12 protein-coding genes are annotated in these 18,934 nt (G+C 66.5%); 5 read left to right on the top strand and 7 right to left on the bottom strand.

Annotation, left to right across the window (positions count from 1 at the left end; genetic code table 11):
* The first annotated feature begins 125 nt into the window (after positions 1–125).
* Positions 126–1,094 carry a hydroxyacid dehydrogenase gene (locus K0B96_RS16505; protein WP_220162025.1) on the top strand — a complete coding sequence of 323 codons (969 nt, stop codon included), beginning with the start codon at positions 126–128 and terminating at the stop codon, positions 1,092–1,094.
* On the opposite strand, the gene K0B96_RS16500 is transcribed toward K0B96_RS16505, so the two are convergent.
* The 6 genes from K0B96_RS16500 to K0B96_RS16475 form a co-directional block, all read right to left on the bottom strand.
* A complete protein-coding gene (locus K0B96_RS16500) occupies positions 1,091–2,074 on the bottom strand; it encodes a helix-turn-helix transcriptional regulator (protein ID WP_220162023.1) in 984 nt (327 codons plus the stop codon). The genes K0B96_RS16505 and K0B96_RS16500 overlap by 4 nt on opposite strands.
* Before the next feature lie 31 nt (positions 2,075–2,105).
* A complete protein-coding gene (locus tag K0B96_RS16495) occupies positions 2,106–2,957 on the bottom strand; it encodes a PIG-L deacetylase family protein (RefSeq protein WP_220162021.1) in 852 nt (283 codons plus the stop codon).
* Positions 2,954–4,372, bottom strand: a complete 1,419-nt coding sequence (locus tag K0B96_RS16490) for an ROK family protein (RefSeq protein WP_220162019.1) — start codon at positions 4,370–4,372, stop codon at positions 2,954–2,956. Before K0B96_RS16490 ends, K0B96_RS16495 begins: the two co-directional genes overlap by 4 nt.
* Positions 4,369–6,270: a glucosamine-6-phosphate deaminase gene (nagB, locus tag K0B96_RS16485; protein ID WP_220162017.1), complete on the bottom strand. Its 1,902-nt coding sequence runs from the start codon at positions 6,268–6,270 to the stop codon at positions 4,369–4,371. The genes K0B96_RS16490 and nagB overlap by 4 nt, the downstream gene beginning before the upstream one ends.
* Before the next feature lie 76 nt (positions 6,271–6,346).
* The gene (locus tag K0B96_RS16480) at positions 6,347–7,495 is read right to left on the bottom strand and encodes a phosphotransferase enzyme family protein (protein ID WP_220162015.1); all 1,149 of its coding nucleotides are present in this window, start codon (positions 7,493–7,495) and stop codon (positions 6,347–6,349) included.
* A gap of 12 nt (positions 7,496–7,507) precedes the next feature.
* Complete coding sequence (locus tag K0B96_RS16475) at positions 7,508–8,434, bottom strand: nucleotidyltransferase family protein (protein WP_220162013.1); 927 nt, start codon at positions 8,432–8,434, stop codon at positions 7,508–7,510.
* A gap of 228 nt (positions 8,435–8,662) precedes the next feature.
* Between K0B96_RS16475 and K0B96_RS16470 the strand changes: the two genes are divergently transcribed.
* From K0B96_RS16470 to K0B96_RS16455, 4 genes are read left to right on the top strand one after another with little or no spacing between them, the layout of a single operon-like run.
* The gene (locus K0B96_RS16470; protein ID WP_220162012.1) at positions 8,663–11,797 is read left to right on the top strand and encodes a chondroitinase family polysaccharide lyase; all 3,135 of its coding nucleotides are present in this window, start codon (positions 8,663–8,665) and stop codon (positions 11,795–11,797) included.
* Between the two features lie 15 nt (positions 11,798–11,812).
* The gene (locus K0B96_RS16465; protein ID WP_220162010.1) at positions 11,813–13,240 is read left to right on the top strand and encodes a sulfatase family protein; all 1,428 of its coding nucleotides are present in this window, start codon (positions 11,813–11,815) and stop codon (positions 13,238–13,240) included.
* Positions 13,241–13,264: 24 nt separating this feature from the next.
* The gene (locus K0B96_RS16460) at positions 13,265–14,722 is read left to right on the top strand and encodes an MFS transporter (RefSeq protein WP_220162008.1); all 1,458 of its coding nucleotides are present in this window, start codon (positions 13,265–13,267) and stop codon (positions 14,720–14,722) included.
* Positions 14,723–14,750: 28 nt separating this feature from the next.
* Positions 14,751–16,235: a sulfatase family protein gene (locus tag K0B96_RS16455; RefSeq protein WP_220162006.1), complete on the top strand. Its 1,485-nt coding sequence runs from the start codon at positions 14,751–14,753 to the stop codon at positions 16,233–16,235.
* Positions 16,236–16,379: 144 nt separating this feature from the next.
* On the opposite strand, the gene K0B96_RS16450 is transcribed toward K0B96_RS16455, so the two are convergent.
* Positions 16,380–18,857 (bottom strand): ATP cone domain-containing protein, encoded by a 2,478-nt coding sequence (locus K0B96_RS16450; protein ID WP_220162005.1) that lies wholly within the window; start codon positions 18,855–18,857, stop codon positions 16,380–16,382.
* Positions 18,858–18,934 lie beyond the last annotated feature (77 nt).

Raw genomic sequence — 18,934 nt, 5'->3', positions numbered from 1 at the left:
GGGCAATTCGGCGCCAGCACGGTGGCCGCATGAGCGCATCGGGCGTTGTCCCTTCTTCCCCCCGGCCCGCCGCGGCGCCGGTCCCGGCTCCCGCGTTGCGGGCGGCCTTTCTTCTGCCGCGCGACATGTATGAGCTGATTTATGGCGAGGAGTGTCGGGCGGCGCTCGCGGACCAATGCGATCTCATCGTGCCCGCGCCAGTTGGTCCGGCGGAGTGCGCCGTGCTGCCGTCGGCGACACTCGCCGCCATCGATGTGGCGTTCACCGGCTGGAGCAGCCCGCAATTCGACGCCGCATTGCTGGCGCGGCTGCCGCGGTTGCGCGCCGTTTTTCACGGCGCCGGTTCGGTGCGGCCTTACGTGTCCGAGGCCTTCTGGCAGCGGGGCATCACTCTGACCAATGCCGCGGCGGCGAACGCGGTGCCCGTGGCCGAATACACCGTGAGCATGGTGGTGCTCGCATTAAAACAGGTCTGGCGGCTCAACCGCGAGACCCGCCAAACCCGGACGTTTCCCCGGGACCTCGGCGGTGTGCGGGGCACGCGCGGTGCGACCGTCGGGCTGATCTCGCTGGGCTTGATCGGCCGCGAGGTGCTGCAGCGACTGCACACGCTCGAAGTCGAGGTGCTCGCCTACGACCCTTACCTGCCGGCCGAAAAGGCGGCCGAACTGGGTGTGAGATTGGTGGCGTTGCCGGACCTGATGGCGCGCAGTGATGTGGTCTCGCTGCACAGTCCGCTGAACGCGGAGACAGCGGGCTTCATCACCGGCGAGTTGCTGGCGCGGCTGAAGCCTGGGGCGACGTTCATCAACACCGCGCGCGGGGGCCTGGTGCGGGAGACGGAGTTGATCGAGTTCCTGCAGCGCCGCAGCGACGTGCAGGCGATTCTCGATGTGACGGTGCCGGAGCCGCCGGAGGCAGCGAGTGCCCTGTATGATTTGCCGAACGTGCTGCTCACGCCGCACCTCGCGGGCTCGGTGGGTGATGAGTGTCGGCGGATGGGCTGGGCGATGGTGGGGGAATTCGGCCGCTTCGTGCGCGGGGAGCCGTTGCACTTTTCCGTCACCCGCGACCAGGCGCTGCGGCAGACCTAAGCCCGGCGCCGGGCGGCGGGCGACTTGGACGCAGTCGCAGCGGCGGACGCGGGTGGGAGGGATTTGCGATATTCCCGCGGGGAAACGCCCATCGCGCGTTTGAAGGCGCGGCTGAAGGCAAAGATCGACGCAAAGCCACACGCTTGCGCGATGCGCTCGATGCTCTCACGGCCGGGCGCGGCGAGGAGCGACGTCCCCAGTGAGAGCCGGGAGTCTCGCATGTAGCCGCCGAGGCTGACGCCAAGTTCCCGCCGGAAAACGGCGCGCAAATGGCTGATCGAGTAGCCCGTGTGTTTCGCCAAATCGGCAATCGTCAGTGGCTCATTGATATGCGCCCGGACGTAGCGGTTGATCGATTGGAGAATCTCTCCCTGCACCTTCGCCTTGGCCGGTTCTCCGCTGCGGGCATCCCTCGCGACCGGCGCGCCGAGGAGCCGTTGAAGGAGCGAGGAGACGCGGATGATGACCTCAAAATCGCGGTTGGCGTCCGTCGCAGCGGCGAGTTGGGCGTCAAGGAGCTCTTCCAGCGCGGCGGCGTCGGCGGCGCCCAATGCGCGCGGGGCGTTGCGGAGCGGCTGCACGAGCGCCGGATTCGTGAGCTCGAACGTGATGAAGAGCCACGTGAGCGCGCCGTCGGCGAGGTCGAGGTAGTGATGAAATTGATGCGGAAAAATCAGGAACGCGTGCCCCGGCGCGAGGGCGTAGTCGGCGCCGTCGACGTGGATGCGCCCTGGCTGCCGCAGCGGGATGACCAGCTCGAAGCGGTGATGATAGTTGTGCGTGACGCCCTGTGGTTTCAGCTCGGCGACTGAGGTGCGTTTGAACAGCACGACGTTCTGCGCGAGCAGGATGTTTTCGAGTTTCGCGCCGGAGAATAGATCCACCGGGTTGGCGAGGCGCCGGACCTTCGCGGCGAGCGCGGGGTGGAATTCCGCGTCGGCACGGGGCGTGGGCGGGGAACGTCGAGCGGGCGAAGGCATACGCAGGAAAATCGGACAGCTTAATCGAATCTCAGGCGAAGCGCGTCACGCGCGCGACCACGTCCTGTTTGAACCGATCGATGAACGCCACGGTGAAGTCGGCGAGCGAGAGCGATGGGTCGTTGACGAGCGGGGTCAGGTCGATCGCCCACGTGATGCCGGCGAATTTGTCGGTCGCGTGCGACGTGTGGTAGGTGGCATGCGCCAGCCGTCGGCCCGCCGTGGCAAGGTCGTAACGCTTGCCTCCGCTGATCTGCGAATCGAAGACGCCGACCACCGAGGCGGCGACGTTCGGATACGCGCCGACATCGAGCACCTGCTTGTCCGCATCGATCATCCAGTCGAGATCGCGCCAGACCTCGCAACCAAGGACGCGCTGCGGCCGCTGGCCCGGCGGCAGCGCGCGCAACGCCTGGAGGCACTGCGCGAGCACCGCGATGTGGGTGTCGTGTTTGTCCGCGGGTTGATGGAGGTAAACCACCTCGGCGTTCGCCGCGGCAAATATCGCCGTGAGATCGGCCTGCACGGCGGCGTTGCCCGGCTGCTTCACGACGGCGCTCGGGTGCGCGAGTTGCAGCTGGATGGAATACTCGCCCACGTAGGCCGCCTTGCGCTGTTCGCGCCGGCGCACGTCCAGCATGTCGGCATCCGTGTAATCGGCATAGAGGCCGGTGCGCGGGCTGCCGGCGCCGTCGGTCACCACGACGCCGGAGAACCACTTGTCGGTGCGCCCGAAACATTCGGCGATGCCGTGGTAGGCCATGATCTCGATGTCGTCCTGGTGAGCGACCACGGCGAGATGCGTGGTGCGGGCGAGCGCCGCCTCGGGCGAGAGGCCGGCTTCGGGGACGAAAATATCGGCTTGGGGATGGGAGAGTTTCATGGAGAGGCGGTTGAACTGGGTTGCGTGATCCGGGGAAGACTCGCGGCGGCGATCGCCTGCCCATGACGTTTGTCCTTTTCGTCGGGCGTGCGCAGCCGAATTTTTTCCGCGAGCGCCGGGAACTCGCCGCGCAACACCGTGGCGGCCCGCTCGAGGATGATTTCGCCGCCCGCGCCGGACGTCACCCGGCCGAGAATGAGCAGGTTTTCAATCGGGTAAAAATCGCCGTAGTGCGCGATCGCGTAGCCGAAGCACACGCCGATCGACTCGAAGATGGCGCGCGCCCGTTCATCGCCTTGCGCGAGCGCGGCCTGCACCGCGACCAGACGCTCGGGCAACGGTCGGTCGGCGGGAAACTCGAAGCCCGCCAGCGCGGCGAGTCGCGCGACGCCCTGTTGCGAAAAATACTGCACGCCGCAGCCGGCATCGCCGGACCATTCGTCGCGCGGCGCGCCGGTGCGGTAATCGATCGGCGCAAACGCGAGCTCGTTGAGCCATGGCGTGATGCTGCCCGCGGGCGTGACGTAGCCGGCCGCCTGGCTCGTGCCGAGCGAAACGCCGAGCACGGCGTTGCCGTTCATCGCCATCGAGCCTGCGAGCGCGGTGACCTCGCCATCGTTCGCCACCTCGAACGGCACGCCGCCCCAGCGCGCTTGCAGCGTGAAAAACATGCGTCGGATGTGCCGCTCGAATTGTGCGTCGGGCACGCCGCGGAAGAGCGAGGCGACGCGGACTTCGTTGTTCACATACACTCCGGCAGCGCTGCCGCCGATCGCATCCACGCGCGGCAGATGCGCCGCGGCGCGCGCAAGGGTGTCCTGCACGCCGGCGAGATGATAGGCGGGATCCTTTTGGAAATACGGATCCCACGGAATTTCCTCGGAGTAAACGACGCGGCCGTCGATCAGCGCGGCGGCCTTGCGGTCACTGCCACCGAGATCGAAACCGATGCGGCAGCCTTCGAGATGCCGGCCGATGGCGAGCGTGCCCGTGTCGTCCGCCGGGAGATCGGTGAACGCGGCGGCGGCGAGGGTGAACGGACGCCCGTAAACTTTGCCACCCATGAACGCGTGGTCGAAGGCGCGTTCTCCGTCCGGGCTGTAAAGGCGGTTCAGGGCCGGCACGAGTTCGTCCGCGCCCGCGAGCAGCACGCGACACCCGCCGCGTTGCCAGAGGAGGAATTTCAGCAGCCGCTCCGCGTAACGCAACGTGAGCGGCGCCGCGGGATGTCCGGCCGACAGGATCCGGGTGTGAAAAACGGACGCACCGCCGGCGGGGCGGATCAACGCGAGCGCGAGCGGACGCGCGGCGCCGTCCGCCCGCACGATCTCAGTGTAAGCGCGGTTCCAGAGGACCGCGGGAAGAAATTCCGGGTCGAGGACCGGGCGAAATTGCGGGGTGACGGTCAGGTTCATAAATCGGGGAAGCGCTCGAAAGCCTCGATGGCCTCGTATTCCGCCAGGCCGAGTTGGTCGTAGCGGACGGCGATGGCGCGGTTGTGCTGCTCGGCCTGCTGCCAGGCCTCGTGCAGGCCCGCGGCGACGACGGGGCTCTGGCTGCGCTGGCTTTTGTGATGGTAGATCGCCTGGATTTTTTGCGTGAGTTCGTGCGGGCTGAACGGGACGGCCATGGCGATTTCCGCCGGCGCCCAATCCCGATCGGGGCCACGGTAGAGCCAGACGCGACAATCGCCGCGCCACGCTTCGCCGTTGGTCCGCGCCAGCGCCTGGCGCAGCACGGCGAAGCTTACCGCCGCCACCGAGCTGGGATCGGCCGAATGCCCGGTCGCGAAAATCTGGTGCGGCTGCACCTCGCGCAACAACGTGGCGACGGTGCCGACATCGCGTTCGCCGGCCCGAAACTGGCGGTAGCGGCCCTGTTCGTAAAACGGCAGGTCGAGAAAGCGCAGGTGAGGCGCGGTGACGCCGCAGGCCTGCAACGAGGCGCGCGCTTCGCCGCGGCGCAGCACGCCTTTCAACCGGCGGATTTCGGGCGTGTCGCCCTCGAACGCTGTCTTGGCTTCGAGCTGGCGGCGCACGGTTTGCGCGAACTTCGTCTCCTCGCCCGCGCCGGCGAGTTCGACCACGAGGTCGGCCGCCATCGCCGCTTCTTCATCGGGCACGCCGAGATTGCCTGACGTGATGTAGGCCACCGTGACTTCGTGGCCTTGGTCCACCAGCCGCCGGAGCGTGCCGCCCATGCCCAGCACGTCGTCCGATGGTTCGGGGCTGACAACGACGACGCGCTTGCGCGCGGGCATCGCGCGCTCCGGCCGGTGCGTGTCATCGGCGTCGGGCTTGCCGCCGGGCCAGCCGGTGATGGTGCGCTGCAGTTCGTTAAAGATGCGGATGTTCAAGCCATACGCCGGCCCTTGTTCCGTGAGCAAATCGGCCATGCCGTGCTCGCTGTAATCTTCTTCGAGCAACTTGAGCACGGGTTTCCGCACCGTTTGGGAAAGCCACACCACGGCTCGGCGCGCGATGCCCGGCGTCCACGCGACGGTGCCGACCAGCCACGGGTGGCACTGGCGGGTGAGGGCGCTCGCCGCGGCGGGATCGACGTGGAACGCCGCGCCGGGATGGCCTTGCAGGAAACTCGCGGGCAGCGCATCCGTCGGCGTCTTTTCCACGGCATCGGCGAGCACGCGGGCTTTGCCCTCGCCCCACGCGAGCAGCAGAATACGCCGCGCCTCGAGGATGGTGCCAACGCCCATGGTGATCGCGTGGCGCGGCACGTTCGTCTCGCCGAGGAAATCGCGGGCGGCGTCGCGCCGGGTGAGCGCGTCGAGCGTCACGAGCCGCGTGCGCGAATCGCGGCCGGAGCCGGGCTCGTTGAAGCCGATGTGGCCGGTGCGCCCGATGCCGAGAATCTGCACGTCGATCCCGCCGGCGGCGCGGAATTTCTCCTCATAGGCGCGGCAGGCGCCAAACACCTCTGCGCGCGGCACTGTGCCGTCGGGCAGATGGATGTTTTCCGGCGGAATATCCAGGTGGTCGAAAAGCTGCTCGTGCATGAACCGCCAGTAACTCTCGGGATGCGTGCGCGGCAGACCGTGGTATTCGTCGAGGTTGAACGTGACGACGTGGCGAAAGCTCAGTTTCTCCTCGCGGTGCAACCGGATGAGCTCGCGGTAAAGCCGCACCGGCGTCGAGCCGGTCGCCAGGCCGAGCACGACCGTGCGTCCGGCGGCCTGCCGCTCGCGGATCAACGCGGCGAGTTCGCCGGCCACGACCGCGCAGGCTGCATCGGCGTCGGCGTGTATCGTGGTGCGAATGCGCTCGCGCTGCTGGGCTTCGGAATCGGGCCGGTTCATCGGATCAGATCGTGGTGGCTGGCGGTTTGCGCACAGCGAGCAGGGTTTCCCCCCCCCCGCCGTGCGTCGCGGACGTTCACGGGTTGGCAACCTCCGGCGCGGCGCGATGGAAAATGCGTTCCGCCAGCGCCTGCATCGCCGGTTCCTGCTGTTCGATGCTGCGGACGAGTGCGAACTGCGTGCGGCAGCGGTCGAGGTTGTGGCCCGCGCGCTTCGTCTTGAAATAAACGTCGCCTTCGAGGAAATCGGTGAGGAACCGCAGCCCGATCTCAAAGGTGATCAGCTTGCCGGAGAAGACGAGGTGGGCACGCTCCGCGGCGTTGAGAAACGCGCCCGCCGAAGCGGCGTAGCCGGTGAGCAGGCCTTCGAAAATATCCATGCGCATCGCCACCTTGGCGACCTCGCGCTCGTCTTCGGCGGCGGCATTGGTCGCCGAGCGCACCATGTCGCCAAAATCATACAGCGCGAGGCCCGGCATGACGGTGTCGAGATCGATCACGCACACGCCGCGGGCGGAGGCATCGTCGAGCATCACGTTGTTGAACTTCGTGTCGTTGTGCGTGATGCGCTCCGGGATTTCGCCGCGGGCCTGCAAGTCGAGCAGAACGTCCGTCAGGCTTTCGCGGGCGAACGCGAAATCGATCTCGGCCGCCACCTCGCGGGCGCGCCCGTGCGCATCGGCCGCGACAGCGCGGCGCAACGCCTCGAAGCGCCGGCGCGTGTGATGAAAATGCGGAATCGTCTCGTGCAATCGTCCACCGGGCAGGTCGACGAGCGCCCGCTGGAATTCGCCAAACGCGCGGGCCGCCTCGCACGCCTGCTGCGGGTTTTCGACGAGATCATAGGTGCGCGCGTTTTCGATGAAGAGGTAGCACCGCCAGCAACCGCCCGCCGCGTCGCGATGCCAGGCGGCGCCGTCGCGCGCGGGCACGAGAGTCAACGCGTGTCGCGAGTCGACCGGGCCGCCGCCGGAGGCGGAGCGCGCGAGGTGGCTGGTGACGCGCGCGATGTTTTCCATCAACGCGGGCACGTTTTGAAAGACGCGCTCGTTGATGCGTTGGAGGATGTAGCGCACCGGCTGGCCCGCTTGGTCCAGCGTGATGACAAAGGTGTCGTTGATGTGGCCGCTGCCATAAGGCGCGCCGGTGACGAACCGGCCCAGGAGGGAAAAGGCGGCGACGACAGCCGGGAGATCAGGCGCGGGGCGGGCAGGGGAGGCACTCATGGGAAAAAGGTTTCAAGCCCACAACGCTGCGGGATAAGCGCCGGTTTCGATCAAGGTTTGGAGTGCCGCCACGACGCGTGGGCGATCCTCCCGGTAAGTCACGCCAAACCAAGCGGCCGCCGTCGGCAGCACCGTGACCACCGCTTCGCCGGTGTCGATTAAACCGGTCACCGCGGACGGCAGATAAAATTCCGATTTCAACTCCCGCCCGTGGGCCGCGAGAAACGCGCTCAATTGCCGCTCCACCGAGGCGAGGACGCCCGGTGTGAAACCCCAGCAATTCATCGAGACGATTTCGTCACCCGTGAAGAGTGGTGTCCCGGCGCCACCGTGGCCCGCTACGTGCGCGCGCTCGATGCCCGTGGCCTCGTTCACCGCCGTGAGGTGATGGTCGGCATCGACCGTGCAAATGCCGCGTGAAACCGCGCCGAACTCCGACAACGTCTTCGCGAGCCTGAAGCCGATCATGCAGCAATGGGCGGGCTGGCCGGCCGGGTTGGTCGCGGCGAGAAACCGGCCCAGTTGGCGGAACGAATCGGCGCCGTAAAAATCATCGGCATTGATCACCGCAAACGGTTCCGTGAGTTCCGCCCGCGCGCACCACACCGCATGGCCGGTCCCCCACGGTTTTTCCCGTTCCGCCGCCACCGCGTGGTCGCCGGGCAGGGCATCGCGCTCTTGAAAAACGTAGCGGACGTCAGCGCGCGCCTCGAACCGCCGGCCCACTTTTTCCCGAAACGCCGACTCGAAATCGCGGCGGATCACGAAAACGAGTTTTCCAAATCCGGCCGCGAGTGCGTCGTAAACCGAATAGTCCAGCACCGCCTCACCGCCCGGCCCGACGGGATCGATCTGCTTCAGTCCGCCGTAGCGACTGCCCATGCCCGCGGCAAGGATCAGCAGGGCGGGCGCAGAGTTCGAGGTTGGGGAATCAGACATGAGCGACGTGTGCCCGCGTAAATCGAATATGTCAAGAAACGACATGTTTTGCCATATTCGATTCAACCGTTCGCTCGCAGTTCGACGCGGGCGCAGGGCCGGTTGATCTTCCTTCGGCACCGTCAAGCGCTCCGCGGTCTGGCCGATACGCCATCCCAGCGGCGGCTACTGAACGGCGTTAGTCGCTTGGTCATTGAGGCGGCGGACGAATGGGAGCCTGTTGCTTTCATGCGACCCCGCCCCGTTTCCACGCATGCCCGCCACGCGGCCCTTGGCGTTCTCCTGCTGCTGACGCCGGCCCTGTTACGTGCCGCGTCCCCCGCCTCCGCTGGCGTGCTTTCCTTCGAAGAATCCGCGCTGCCCGCGGCGGTCGCGGCCGACGCGCACTCGACGGCGGCGCCATCGACGGAGCATGCCAAATATGGCGCGCAAAGCCTGCGCTGGGACTGGCAGCCGGGCGGCGTCCTGACGTTTCATCACCCGATTGCGTTCAAGGCCCTGACGCCCGACGCGACCTCCAACGCGCTGAGCACCTTCGTCGTCTGGATCTACAACCCCGTGCGGCGCCCGGACGGGAAATTGCGGTTCGCCTTCGGTCGCGGCGGCGAGCGCGACTGCTGGTTCGACTTCGGCCTGGACTTCACCGGCTGGCGCACCTGCTGGGTGGCCTACGAGCGCGACATGCAGGGGAAGCCGCGGACGGACATGGATACGTTGCGCATCGTCGCACCGGAAAGCGGTGGAAGCGGCACCGTGTTCATCGACTCCCTCGTGTTTTCCCAGCCGATCGACGCCCGTCATGCCACGCGCGACCGGCAGGTTCCGTTCGTTGGCACCTGCCTGCCGACCGACGCCAACGACCACTGGCTTGGTCTCTGGCGCTTTGATCGCGCGCCGTTGCCCGACGGGGCGGTGACGCCCGCGGCGAGCGCCGCCGTGGCCACTGTCACCCAACGCTACACGGAGCTCCTCGGTGCCGTCCCGCCGACCACCCCGGCCTTGCTGGCGAACCTCCAAAAACGTTTTGCGACGTGGAAAATCCGCCGCACGCCCGCCGGCATCCGCGGGCGGCCCATCGCGTATCCGCACGAGAAAGTCGCCTATCCGGCGGGCTCCGTCGAATTGGCCGAGGCCGGCGCGAAGGACGGGCTGCAAAGCTACGCCACACTGCTTTTCGGCGTGGCACAGGCCAGTCGCGGCACAACGGACGAAACGCAGTCCGCGGAGTTGCGTCGCATGTTTTTCGACCTGACCGATCACCTGCTCGACCAAGGCTGGGCCGACGGCAGCGGCATGGGGACCCTTCATCATCTCGGCTACAGCACCCGCCACTTCTATGCGGCATTTTTCCTGATGCGCGACGCGCTGCGCGACAGCGGACGGCTGGAGGAAGTCCAACGCATGATGGCGTGGTTCAGCGGCGTGGGCAAAGCCTACGTTCCCCTGGACGAGGTCAACGGTATCAGTATCGACACGCTCAACACGACGCTCCTCGGTCAGATCGCCGCGCAACTCCTGATGCCCGACGACACTCGTCGCGTCCGCGCGCTCACCGCCACCTCGCACTGGCTCGGTCGCGCGTTGGAGCCGAGTCAGGGTCTCAACGGCGGCATCAAGGCCGACGGCAGCATCCTCCACCACGGCAACCACTATCCGGCTTATGCGGAAGGCGGGATTCGCGGCGCGACCGAGGCGCTCTGGCTGCTCGCCAACACGCCGCTGCGCGTGCCGGAGGCCGGCCATGCGAGCCTGCGGCGCGCGATGCTCAATCTGCGTTTCCAGTGCAACGTTCTCCAATGGCCGCTCAGTCTCTCCGGGCGCCACCCGAATGCGGAGTTCAGCCTCAGTCCCGAGCCGTATCTTTTTCTCGCCCTCTCGGGCACGCCCGACGGCCGTGCATCACTCGATCGCGAGGTCGCCGAAGTCTGGCGCCGTCTGGCCGACGCCGACGCCAAATCCGCGCACGGCAAACCGAAACTCTCCGCCGCCGTGGCACTCTATCGCCGCGCCGTGCCGAGCGCCGATGCCCCGGAGGACGATTTCACGCCAGCCCTCCGCGCGCCGATCGCGCCCGAGGCGCCGCCCACCGGCAACCTCACGCTGAGCTATGCCACCACGGTCGCCCATCGTCGCGCCAACTGGCTCGTCACCGCCCGCGGCTTCAGTCGCTACCTCTGGGGCTCCGAAGTCTATCCCGGCGCGAACACCTTCGGTCGCTACAACGCCTACGGCCACGTGGAAATCCTCGCCGCCGGCGATCCCATCAACCTCTTCGACAGCGGCTTTGCCGAGGCCGGCTGGGACTGGAATTGCTGGCCGGGCACGACCGCGATTCACCTCCCGATCGACCTGCTCCGCGACCGCGTGAACAACGTCGATATCTACAGCGGTTTCGAGGAGATGCTCATCAGCGACGAGGCGTTTGCCGGCGGCAGCAATCTCGGCGGCCGCAACGGTGTCTTCGCGATGAAGCTGCACGAACACGCCAAATACGACGGCTCGTTCCGCGCGCGCAAATCCGTCTTCTTCTTCGACGATCGCGTGGTGCTGCTCGGCTCCGATATCACCGATGCCGACACCGCGCACGAAACCCGCACGACGTTGTTTCAACAACATGTCCCCTCCGGCGCCGCCGCTCTTTCACCCGACCGCCGCGACCCCGCCGCTGTCTCCGTCGCGGACACGATTGGCAATGTTTACTACGTGTTCCCCGGTTCGACCCTGCGTGTCACCACCGGCCCGCAATCCTCACGCAGCCAAAACGACAAGCGCGACACGACCGGCGACTTCGCCCTCGCGTGGCTTGACCACGGCAGTGCGCCGAAAAGCGCCGGCTACGCCTACGCTATCCTCGTGCAACCCTCCGAGCAACGCCGCTCGGCCTTCACCGCCGCGCTTCGCCAGCCCGACACGGCTCCGTTCACCATTTTGCGCCGCGACCACGATGCGCACATCGTGCGCGACCGCGCGACCGGCATTCTCGCCGCGGCCTGCTTTGAACCGATCAACCACACCGGCCTCCCCATCGCCGCGGTGGATACGCCGGCCATCGTCATGCTGCACATCGATCAAGCGACGGCCACGCTCAGCGTGTGCGACCCCGATCTTCATCTCTACGCCGGCACGGAGGCCGATCAGTATGATGCCGCGGGCCGCCAACGCGAAGTCAGCATTTACTCGCGCAAATGGTTTCGCGCCGCCAGCGCGCCATCCCGTGTGCGCGTGACCGTGGTCGGAGACTATCGACTTGCTCAGCCCGACGCCCGCGTCGCGGTCGTGGCCGTGGAAGCGGGACAAACGACGCTGGAACTCACCTGCCGCGACGGCCAGCCCGTCGAAGTCGCTCTGGCCGTCCAACCCTGAACCCCCGTCATCCCGATGAACCGCCGCCACTTTCTCCAGACCTCCGCTTTCGCCGCCGGCGCGGCCGCCCTCGGTCCGCGTTTGCGTGGCGGGCCCGCGCTCGTTTCCCCTGAAGCACGGCGCGACCGACCCAACGTTTTCTTCATCTTCACCGACCAGCAACAAGCTGATGCGCTCAGTTGCGCGGGCGCCCTCGGGCTGCGCACGCCGGCGATGGACAGCCTCGCGGCGCGCGGCGTGAGATTCGAGCGCGCGTATGCCTTTCAACCGCTTTGTCTGCCGTCGCGCACCTGCCTGATGACCGGCCAGGCGCCACGTCGCTTTGGTATCCGCGTCAACAACCGTGAGCCGCTCCTGCCGGCCGGCACGCCCACCATCGGCCGCCTCGCCGCCTCCGCCGGTTACGACACCGCCTACGTCGGCAAATGGCATGTGCCGATCCAGCCGGACGATGTCGCGTTGCATGGGTTCGCGGACATGCGCGGCATCACCAACGAAGGCCGTGACGATCTGGTGCTGCAGCCGTGCGACGCGATCCTGCGCCAGCGCCGGAAGAATCCGCTCTTTCTCGTCGCCGCGCTCATCAATCCGCATGACGCCTGCGAATACGCCCGCGACCAGCCGCTGCCCAACGGCGATCTGCCGCCCGCGCCGTCCCCCGCGCTCTGTCCGCCGTTGCCACCGAATCACGCGTTGTTGCCCGACGAACCCGCGGCGCTCGCGCGCATCAAGCAACTCACGCCGCGCGTCTATCCCACGGCCGGCTGGGGCGACGACCAATGGCGGCGCTATATCTGGGCCTACCATCGCCTCGTCGAAAAGTCGGACGCGCTCGTCGGCCGCCTGCTCGAGTCACTCGCCGCCGCCGGGCGCGAACGCGATACGGTGGTGATTTTTTCGAGCGATCACGGCGATGGCGGCGCCTCGCATCTTTGGAATCAAAAGAGCGTGCTCTACGAAGAATCGGTCCGCGTGCCCTTGATCATGGCCGGCCCGGGAATCTCCGGTCGCGGCCGGGCGGACAACGAGCACCTCGTCTCGCTGGGCCTGGATTTCCTGCCGACGCTCTGTGACTACACCGGCGCCGCGCAGCCCGAGGTTTGTCCGGGCCGCAGCCTGCGTCCGCTCGTTGAAAGCGCGCGCACGCTCAACACGCCGTGGCGCGATCACCTCATCGCGGAGACGGAATTTCACCTGCAGAAAAACGATGAGTCGTCCGGCATCATGGGCCGCATGGCGCGCACGGACCGTTACAAATACATCGCCTATTCCGAAGGCGCGCATCGCGAGCAGTTCTTTGATCTCGGTCTCGATCCGCGCGAATCGCGCAACCTCGTTCACGAGCCCGCGCTCGCCGGCGAAATCCGCCGCCACCGCGCGCTGTTGGCGGCGTGGGCGCAGCGCACCCACGACGATTTTCCGCTGGTTGCCGGCGCGGCGTGATCCGCGGTCCGCGCCTGACCCGCCATGCTTCCGCTCACCCCGACCGCCCCTCTCGCCGCTCCGGCGGACCGGCCGGTTTACCGTGTGGGCACGCTCACCTACACCAAGCTGGGGCTGGGCATGCTCTTCTTCTGGCTGCTGCTGGGCGACGTCGTGTTCATGCTGATGGATCAACTCGAGCCGCGGATTCTGCCGGTCGTGCTCAAGGGCCACGGCGCTTCGGACAAGGAAATCGCGATCATCGTCGCTTCGATCGCCGCTCTCTTCAACCTGATCATCACCCCGGTCGTCAGTTATCGTTCCGATCGCAAACGGAGCCGCTGGGGCCGGCGGATTCCGTATCTCTTCTGGGCGTCGCCGTTCATTGCTCTGTTCCTCGGCCTCACGCCGTATGCGCCCGAGATCACCGCCTGGCTGCTGCGCTGGCCGGCCGTGCGTTCGCTGTGGGTTTCCCTGCCGCTCACGTCGCCCGTCGTCCTCACCTACGGCGTTCTCGCGGTGCTTTTCCAGGGGTTCCACATGGTCGTGGCGTCGATCTATTTCTATTTGTTTCGCGACGTCGTGCCGGAGCAATTTCTCGGGCGCTTCCTTTCGCTGTTTCGGATCTTCGGTTCGCTGGCGACGTTCGTCCTCAACTACTGGCTGCTCGGCATGGCGAATACGCACACGAAGGAGATTTTCGTCGGCACGGCCATCGCGTCGGGCGTCGGCTTCCTGCTCATGTGCTGCTTCGTGCGCGAGGGCGAGTATCCGCCGGCGGAGACTCCCCGCGAAAAGGCCGCGGGCGGATCAGGCGGCTTCGTGCGCGCCGCGAAAATCTTTGTCACCGAATCCTACAGCGCGCCGGTCTATTGGTGGACGTATCTCGCGCGCATGATGATTTACGCCGCGCTCGTGGTGCAGGCGTTTCTCGTCTTTTTTCCCGAGCAGGAGCTGGCCATGCCGCTCGACCAGGTGGGCAAGCTCAGTTCCTGGGCGTCGTTTGTCTGGATCCCGCTGGCGTTTCCTCTCGGCTGGGCGCTCGATCGATGGGGGCCGCTGCGCACCATGTCGCTCTGCCTCATCGGCTATATCGCCGCGCTCGCGGGTTCGTTCTTTTTCGTCACCGGTCCCACCTCATTTCTGATTTCCACGCTCTGCACGGGTTCGTTTTTTCCGATGTTGATGCTCAGTCAGAGCATGCTCGCGCAACGCATCTTTCATCCGCTGCGCATGGGCCAGCTCAGTTCCGCCAATGCGATGATCCAGTCACTCGTCATCGCCGCTGTCATTGGTCCGGCGACGGGCTGGCTGTTCGACGCCTTGCATGGATTCAGTCATACCTTGCACGTGCCCTGGGTCGGCGCGGTGATTCTCGGACCCTATCGTTTTGTCTTCATCGTGCTGATCGTGCTTTCTTCCCTCTCACTTGTCGGCACCCGCATGGCCAACCGCCATTGGCTCAAATTGGGCGGCCCGGCGCATTACACGCCGCCGCTTTGAAACTCGCAACCGTCGTCCCCTCGATCTCATGAAAACCAGACTCAGCCGCCGCGAATGGCTCGCCGGCACCTCGCTCCTCGCCGCCAGCACACTTCTCCCGCGGGTTCGGTCGGCACCGTCGACCTCCGCCACTCCGGCCGCCTCCACCGCCCGCGCGCCTAACCTCCTTTTCTTCTTCCCCGATCAGATGCGCCGGCAGGCGATGGGGTTCGTCGGCGAAGATCCCGCGCTGACGCCCCACATCGATCGCTTCTCGCGCGAAGGCCTCTATCTGCCGCGCGCCACCTCGACGTTTCCCGTCTGCTCGCCGTGGCGCGGCATGATGATGACCGGCCGGTTTCCATGCGCCACAGGCATCACCAACAACTGCAACTCCACCCGCCCCACCGTCTATCTCCATCGGGACGAAGACTGCGTGACGGATGTGCTGCATCGCGCCGGCTACCACATCGGCTACATCGGCAAATGGCACCTCACGCACCCGCACGCGCCGTATATCCCGCAGGACATCCGCGAGGACGACGTGAAATGGGATGAGTTCACGCCCAAGGCGGATCGTCATCACATCGACTACTGGTATGGCTACAACGCCTACGATGATCACCTTCGCCCGCGTTATTGGGACAACAACGCCCCGCGCGACGGCTATCACTACGTGAACGAATGGTCGCCCGAGCACGAGACCGACCTCGGCATTCGCTATCTCGAAAACGCCGGCGGTGCGATGCGCGATCCCGCCAAGCCCTTCGCCCTTTGGATGTCGCTCAATCCGCCGCATCCTCCCTACGCCAAAGTGCCGGCCCGTCTGCGCGAACGTTACCAAGGCCACTCGTGGCGCGACTTGCTCCAGCGGAAAAACGTGCGCCTCGAAGGCATCGGCGCCAACGCCCGCGACGCCGTGCTCGACTACTTCGCCGCCGTCACCGGCGTAGACGAACAATTCGGCCGCGTGCTCGCCACGCTCGACCGCCTCAATCTCGCCGACGACACCATCGTCGTCTTCACCAGCGACCACGGCGACATGATGGGCAGCCAGGGCTTGATGAGTAAACCCTACCCCTACGAGGAGGCGTTCAGCATTCCGTTGATCATCCGCTGGCCCGGCCGCCTCGCCGCCGGCCGCACCGACGATCTCTTGTTCGGCACGCCCGATCTGATGCCCACGCTCCTCGGGCTGATGGGCCAACGCACACAGATTCCCCGCCAGGTCCAAGGCACGGATTACGCCGATCTGCTGCTCGGCCGCCCCGGCCCGAAGCGGCCGGACTCCGCCTTTTATCTCGATTCGACCGACGGCGGACATCGCGGCGTGCGCACGCATCGGCACACCTATGTCACCGGCCTGGGAGCAAACGGTGAAGCGCGCGTGCGGTTGTTCGACAACGAGAACGACCGTTACCAACTCCACAACCTCGCCGAAAAGGAACCGGCGCTCGCGGCGGAGCTTGATCGCGCGACGCAGGAGTGGTTGCACCGGATCGGCGATCCCTGGCCCGCGAACGCCCGCGCGTGATCCGCGCCACCCGGCGCACGCCGACCACTCACCGGCGTTTCGTCAAAGCGCTGCGCAGCCAGTCGCCGCGGGGCAGGCGCATGATCTCCGCCGGCGCCCGGCCGACGTTGAGCGCCGCCGGGCGGCCACGACGCGCCGCGCGCCTCACGTGAGTTCACAAGCGCCGCCCGCGCACGCGGCGGTTTCCTTGAGCGCGGTTTCGTCGGTGTGCTCGCGCAGCGTCGTATAATCCACCGGCCGATAACTCAACCGGTTCCATTTCAAAATGTCCTCCTCTGTCGCCACCGCTTCGCGCGGCGCCTGGGCGTAGCGTTTGTCGCCGTCTTCGGCGAGAAGCGCCACGCCGGTGAAACTCTCGCGGTGCTCCCAGATGAAGTCCGCCACGTCTTCCCACTCATCCGGCTTCACGGTGCAGGTGTTGGAAACGTTGTGATGCAGACCGGGCGAACGCGTGACCGGGGCGCCGCCGGCGCGCACCCAGTGGCGTTGCACGAGCTCCACGAACCGCAGGAAACCGACCGCGTCGACCTCCTCGCGCAGGATCGCGTGCTCGGGCGCTTCGACCGCGAACGTCAGCACGTCATCCGTGTCGGGCCGGTAGACCGACCGCTCGGTGAGATGGGGGTTGGCGGCCTTGAAGTGCCGGAAGATCGAGTCGTGGCGATTGGCCTGCACGCGGCGGAAATAGTGCCGCGCATGGTGCGGATGGATGCCCGACGCAGCGCCCAGCAGGAGCGACGCAGTGCCTTCGGGTTTCACGCAGGTCACCCGCGCCGCAGGTTTGATTCCGAGCGTGGCGGCGACGGCGGCATTAGCCGCGCGGCAGAGCGATGCGCCGCGCTCCAACACCGCCGGATCAAACAGGATTTCGGGATTATCCATGAACCCGCAGATCGACACGCCGAGGAGCGCGTCGTGTTCGTTGAGCCAGCGCGTGACCGGCCCGAGGTAGGGCATGTCGGTGTAAGCCGCCTGCAGCGTGCCGATCACGGCGGCGTGAATGCACGCGACATAAAAGTCATCCGCCGACCGCAGCGCCGCGCCGTTGATCGTGCTGAGATTGCACATCTGCCAGCCGCTGAGCCGCACCGAACCGTCCACCGGCCCCGTGTAGCCGAGCCGGCGCATATCCGCGGCGTCCGTCTCGCCGAGTGGTCCTTCGATCACCGGGTGCAGACCGATTTCGCAGCACGGGTTGCAGCCGTGATCGGGATGGTCGGAGAAATAGAAGCCCGGCTCGCCGAATTCCTTTTGCGCGTTGAACAACCGGCGAAACTGCGTCGCGTCCTCGCTCTTGCGCGGCACCACCGCGGAGTTGTTCGAGGCCGACCGCTGCGGATTGTGTTCGAACCAGTTTCCCGTCTTCGCCGTCATCATTTCCTCATCGTCGGGCGAGAAGAGGCAGATTGTCGCCGAACGCCGGATGCCGCCGCTGAGCACCGCTCGCGCGACAAACATGCAGATGTCGTAAACCTCGATCGGGCGCAGCTTGCGCCCCGCGGCGGCCGTCAGGATCGCATCGACGCGGTTGAGGGCGTTCTTCAACGGCAGGTGTCCGGGCGCCTTGCCGCCCGCCGTGACGAGCGGTGCGCCGCGCGGCCGGATTTGCGCGTAGTTGAATTCCGCTTTGTAGCCGTCGAGATGACTGCGGAAGAGCTCGTGCAACGCGTCGGCCCAGCCCTCGATGGTGTCGCCCACGTCGTGGTGCCGGACGGTGAGCTCCATTTCTTCGCCGCGCACCGGCAGGGCGGGCAGCAGATCCACGTGATGGCGCTGCACCGAAAAGCCGCAGCCCGTGCCGGCGAGCAGCAAAAAGAAATACTCGCGGAAAAACTCCACGCGATCCACCAGGCTGAACGAGCAGTTGAACAGCCGCGCGTGGTTATCGAGCACCGCGGCGCCGCCGAATTGCAGCGAGCGCATGGACGGCAGCACGCGCTTTTCCGCCACGGCCGCAAACGCGTGGCCGATGGCCGCGCCCAGCGAACCGTTGGTCAGCCATTCGGCGAGCCGGGCCGCGTCTTCGGCGGGCAGATTTTCCATTCGTGCGATGACGGGTTCGTCGATGCGGCCGGCGAAAAAATTCCGGTGCATCTCCGCCACGCGCGCGACGGCCTCGGGAAAAATCTCTCGCCGGCCGAGGTCGGGCCGATAGCGCGCGTATTTGGCCATCGCGATATAGTCGCTCAGGCCGTTTTCGCCGTGCGCCTTGAGCCGGTGCTGACGCTGGCGTTCGCGGTAAACGATGTAGCTGCGCGCGACCTCCCATTCGCCTTCCGCGGCGATGGCCTTCTCCACCAGATCCTGGATTTGCTCGATGCTCGGCCGGCGGCCGGCGCGATAAAACAGCTCGGCCATGTGTTCGACGCGGCCGGCGATCGTGTGCGCCCGGCCAAACGTCGCCACATCCAGACCGTAGCGCGCGCCGACTTCGTCGCGATGAGGATTGGTCGCGCCACCGTGGGCCACGTCGTAAAACGCCAGCGCAATCGCCCGCGCGACCTTGCCCGTATCCCACGCCACCGTGGAGCCATCGCGTTTGGCCACCAGATGCGCCGAGGGGACGTTGAGCGTGTTAAAGATGCGATTGGATGAACGTGGAAATGCGGTGGCCGTGGTCATGGTTGCGGGGCGAGGTTCGCCTCGAAGGCTACTCCCGGACGGCCTGCGCAAACCATGACTTGCATCAAGGTCCGAAA

It is taken from the genome of Horticoccus luteus (assembly GCF_019464535.1).
Classification (GTDB): Bacteria; Verrucomicrobiota; Verrucomicrobiia; order Opitutales; family Opitutaceae; genus Horticoccus; species Horticoccus luteus.
The sequence above is the reverse complement of the archived record's forward strand: the minus strand, read 5'-3'. Positions and strand labels throughout refer to the sequence as shown.

What these genes read in the sequence shown, in the direction of transcription:
- K0B96_RS16505 (WP_220162025.1), top strand. Translation starts at nt 126, where the DNA reads ATGTATGAGCTGATTTATGGCGAGGAGTGTCGGGCGGCGCTCGCGGAC.
- K0B96_RS16500 (WP_220162023.1), bottom strand. Translation starts at nt 2,074, where the DNA reads ATGCCTTCGCCCGCTCGACGTTCCCCGCCCACGCCCCGTGCCGACGCG.
- K0B96_RS16495 (WP_220162021.1), bottom strand. Translation starts at nt 2,957, where the DNA reads ATGAAACTCTCCCATCCCCAAGCCGATATTTTCGTCCCCGAAGCCGGC.
- K0B96_RS16490 (WP_220162019.1), bottom strand. Translation starts at nt 4,372, where the DNA reads ATGAACCTGACCGTCACCCCGCAATTTCGCCCGGTCCTCGACCCGGAA.
- nagB (WP_220162017.1), bottom strand. Translation starts at nt 6,270, where the DNA reads ATGAACCGGCCCGATTCCGAAGCCCAGCAGCGCGAGCGCATTCGCACC.
- K0B96_RS16480 (WP_220162015.1), bottom strand. Translation starts at nt 7,495, where the DNA reads ATGAGTGCCTCCCCTGCCCGCCCCGCGCCTGATCTCCCGGCTGTCGTC.
- K0B96_RS16475 (WP_220162013.1), bottom strand. Translation starts at nt 8,434, where the DNA reads ATGTCTGATTCCCCAACCTCGAACTCTGCGCCCGCCCTGCTGATCCTT.
- K0B96_RS16470 (WP_220162012.1), top strand. Translation starts at nt 8,663, where the DNA reads ATGCGACCCCGCCCCGTTTCCACGCATGCCCGCCACGCGGCCCTTGGC.
- K0B96_RS16465 (WP_220162010.1), top strand. Translation starts at nt 11,813, where the DNA reads ATGAACCGCCGCCACTTTCTCCAGACCTCCGCTTTCGCCGCCGGCGCG.
- K0B96_RS16460 (WP_220162008.1), top strand. Translation starts at nt 13,265, where the DNA reads ATGCTTCCGCTCACCCCGACCGCCCCTCTCGCCGCTCCGGCGGACCGG.
- K0B96_RS16455 (WP_220162006.1), top strand. Translation starts at nt 14,751, where the DNA reads ATGAAAACCAGACTCAGCCGCCGCGAATGGCTCGCCGGCACCTCGCTC.
- K0B96_RS16450 (WP_220162005.1), bottom strand. Translation starts at nt 18,857, where the DNA reads ATGACCACGGCCACCGCATTTCCACGTTCATCCAATCGCATCTTTAAC.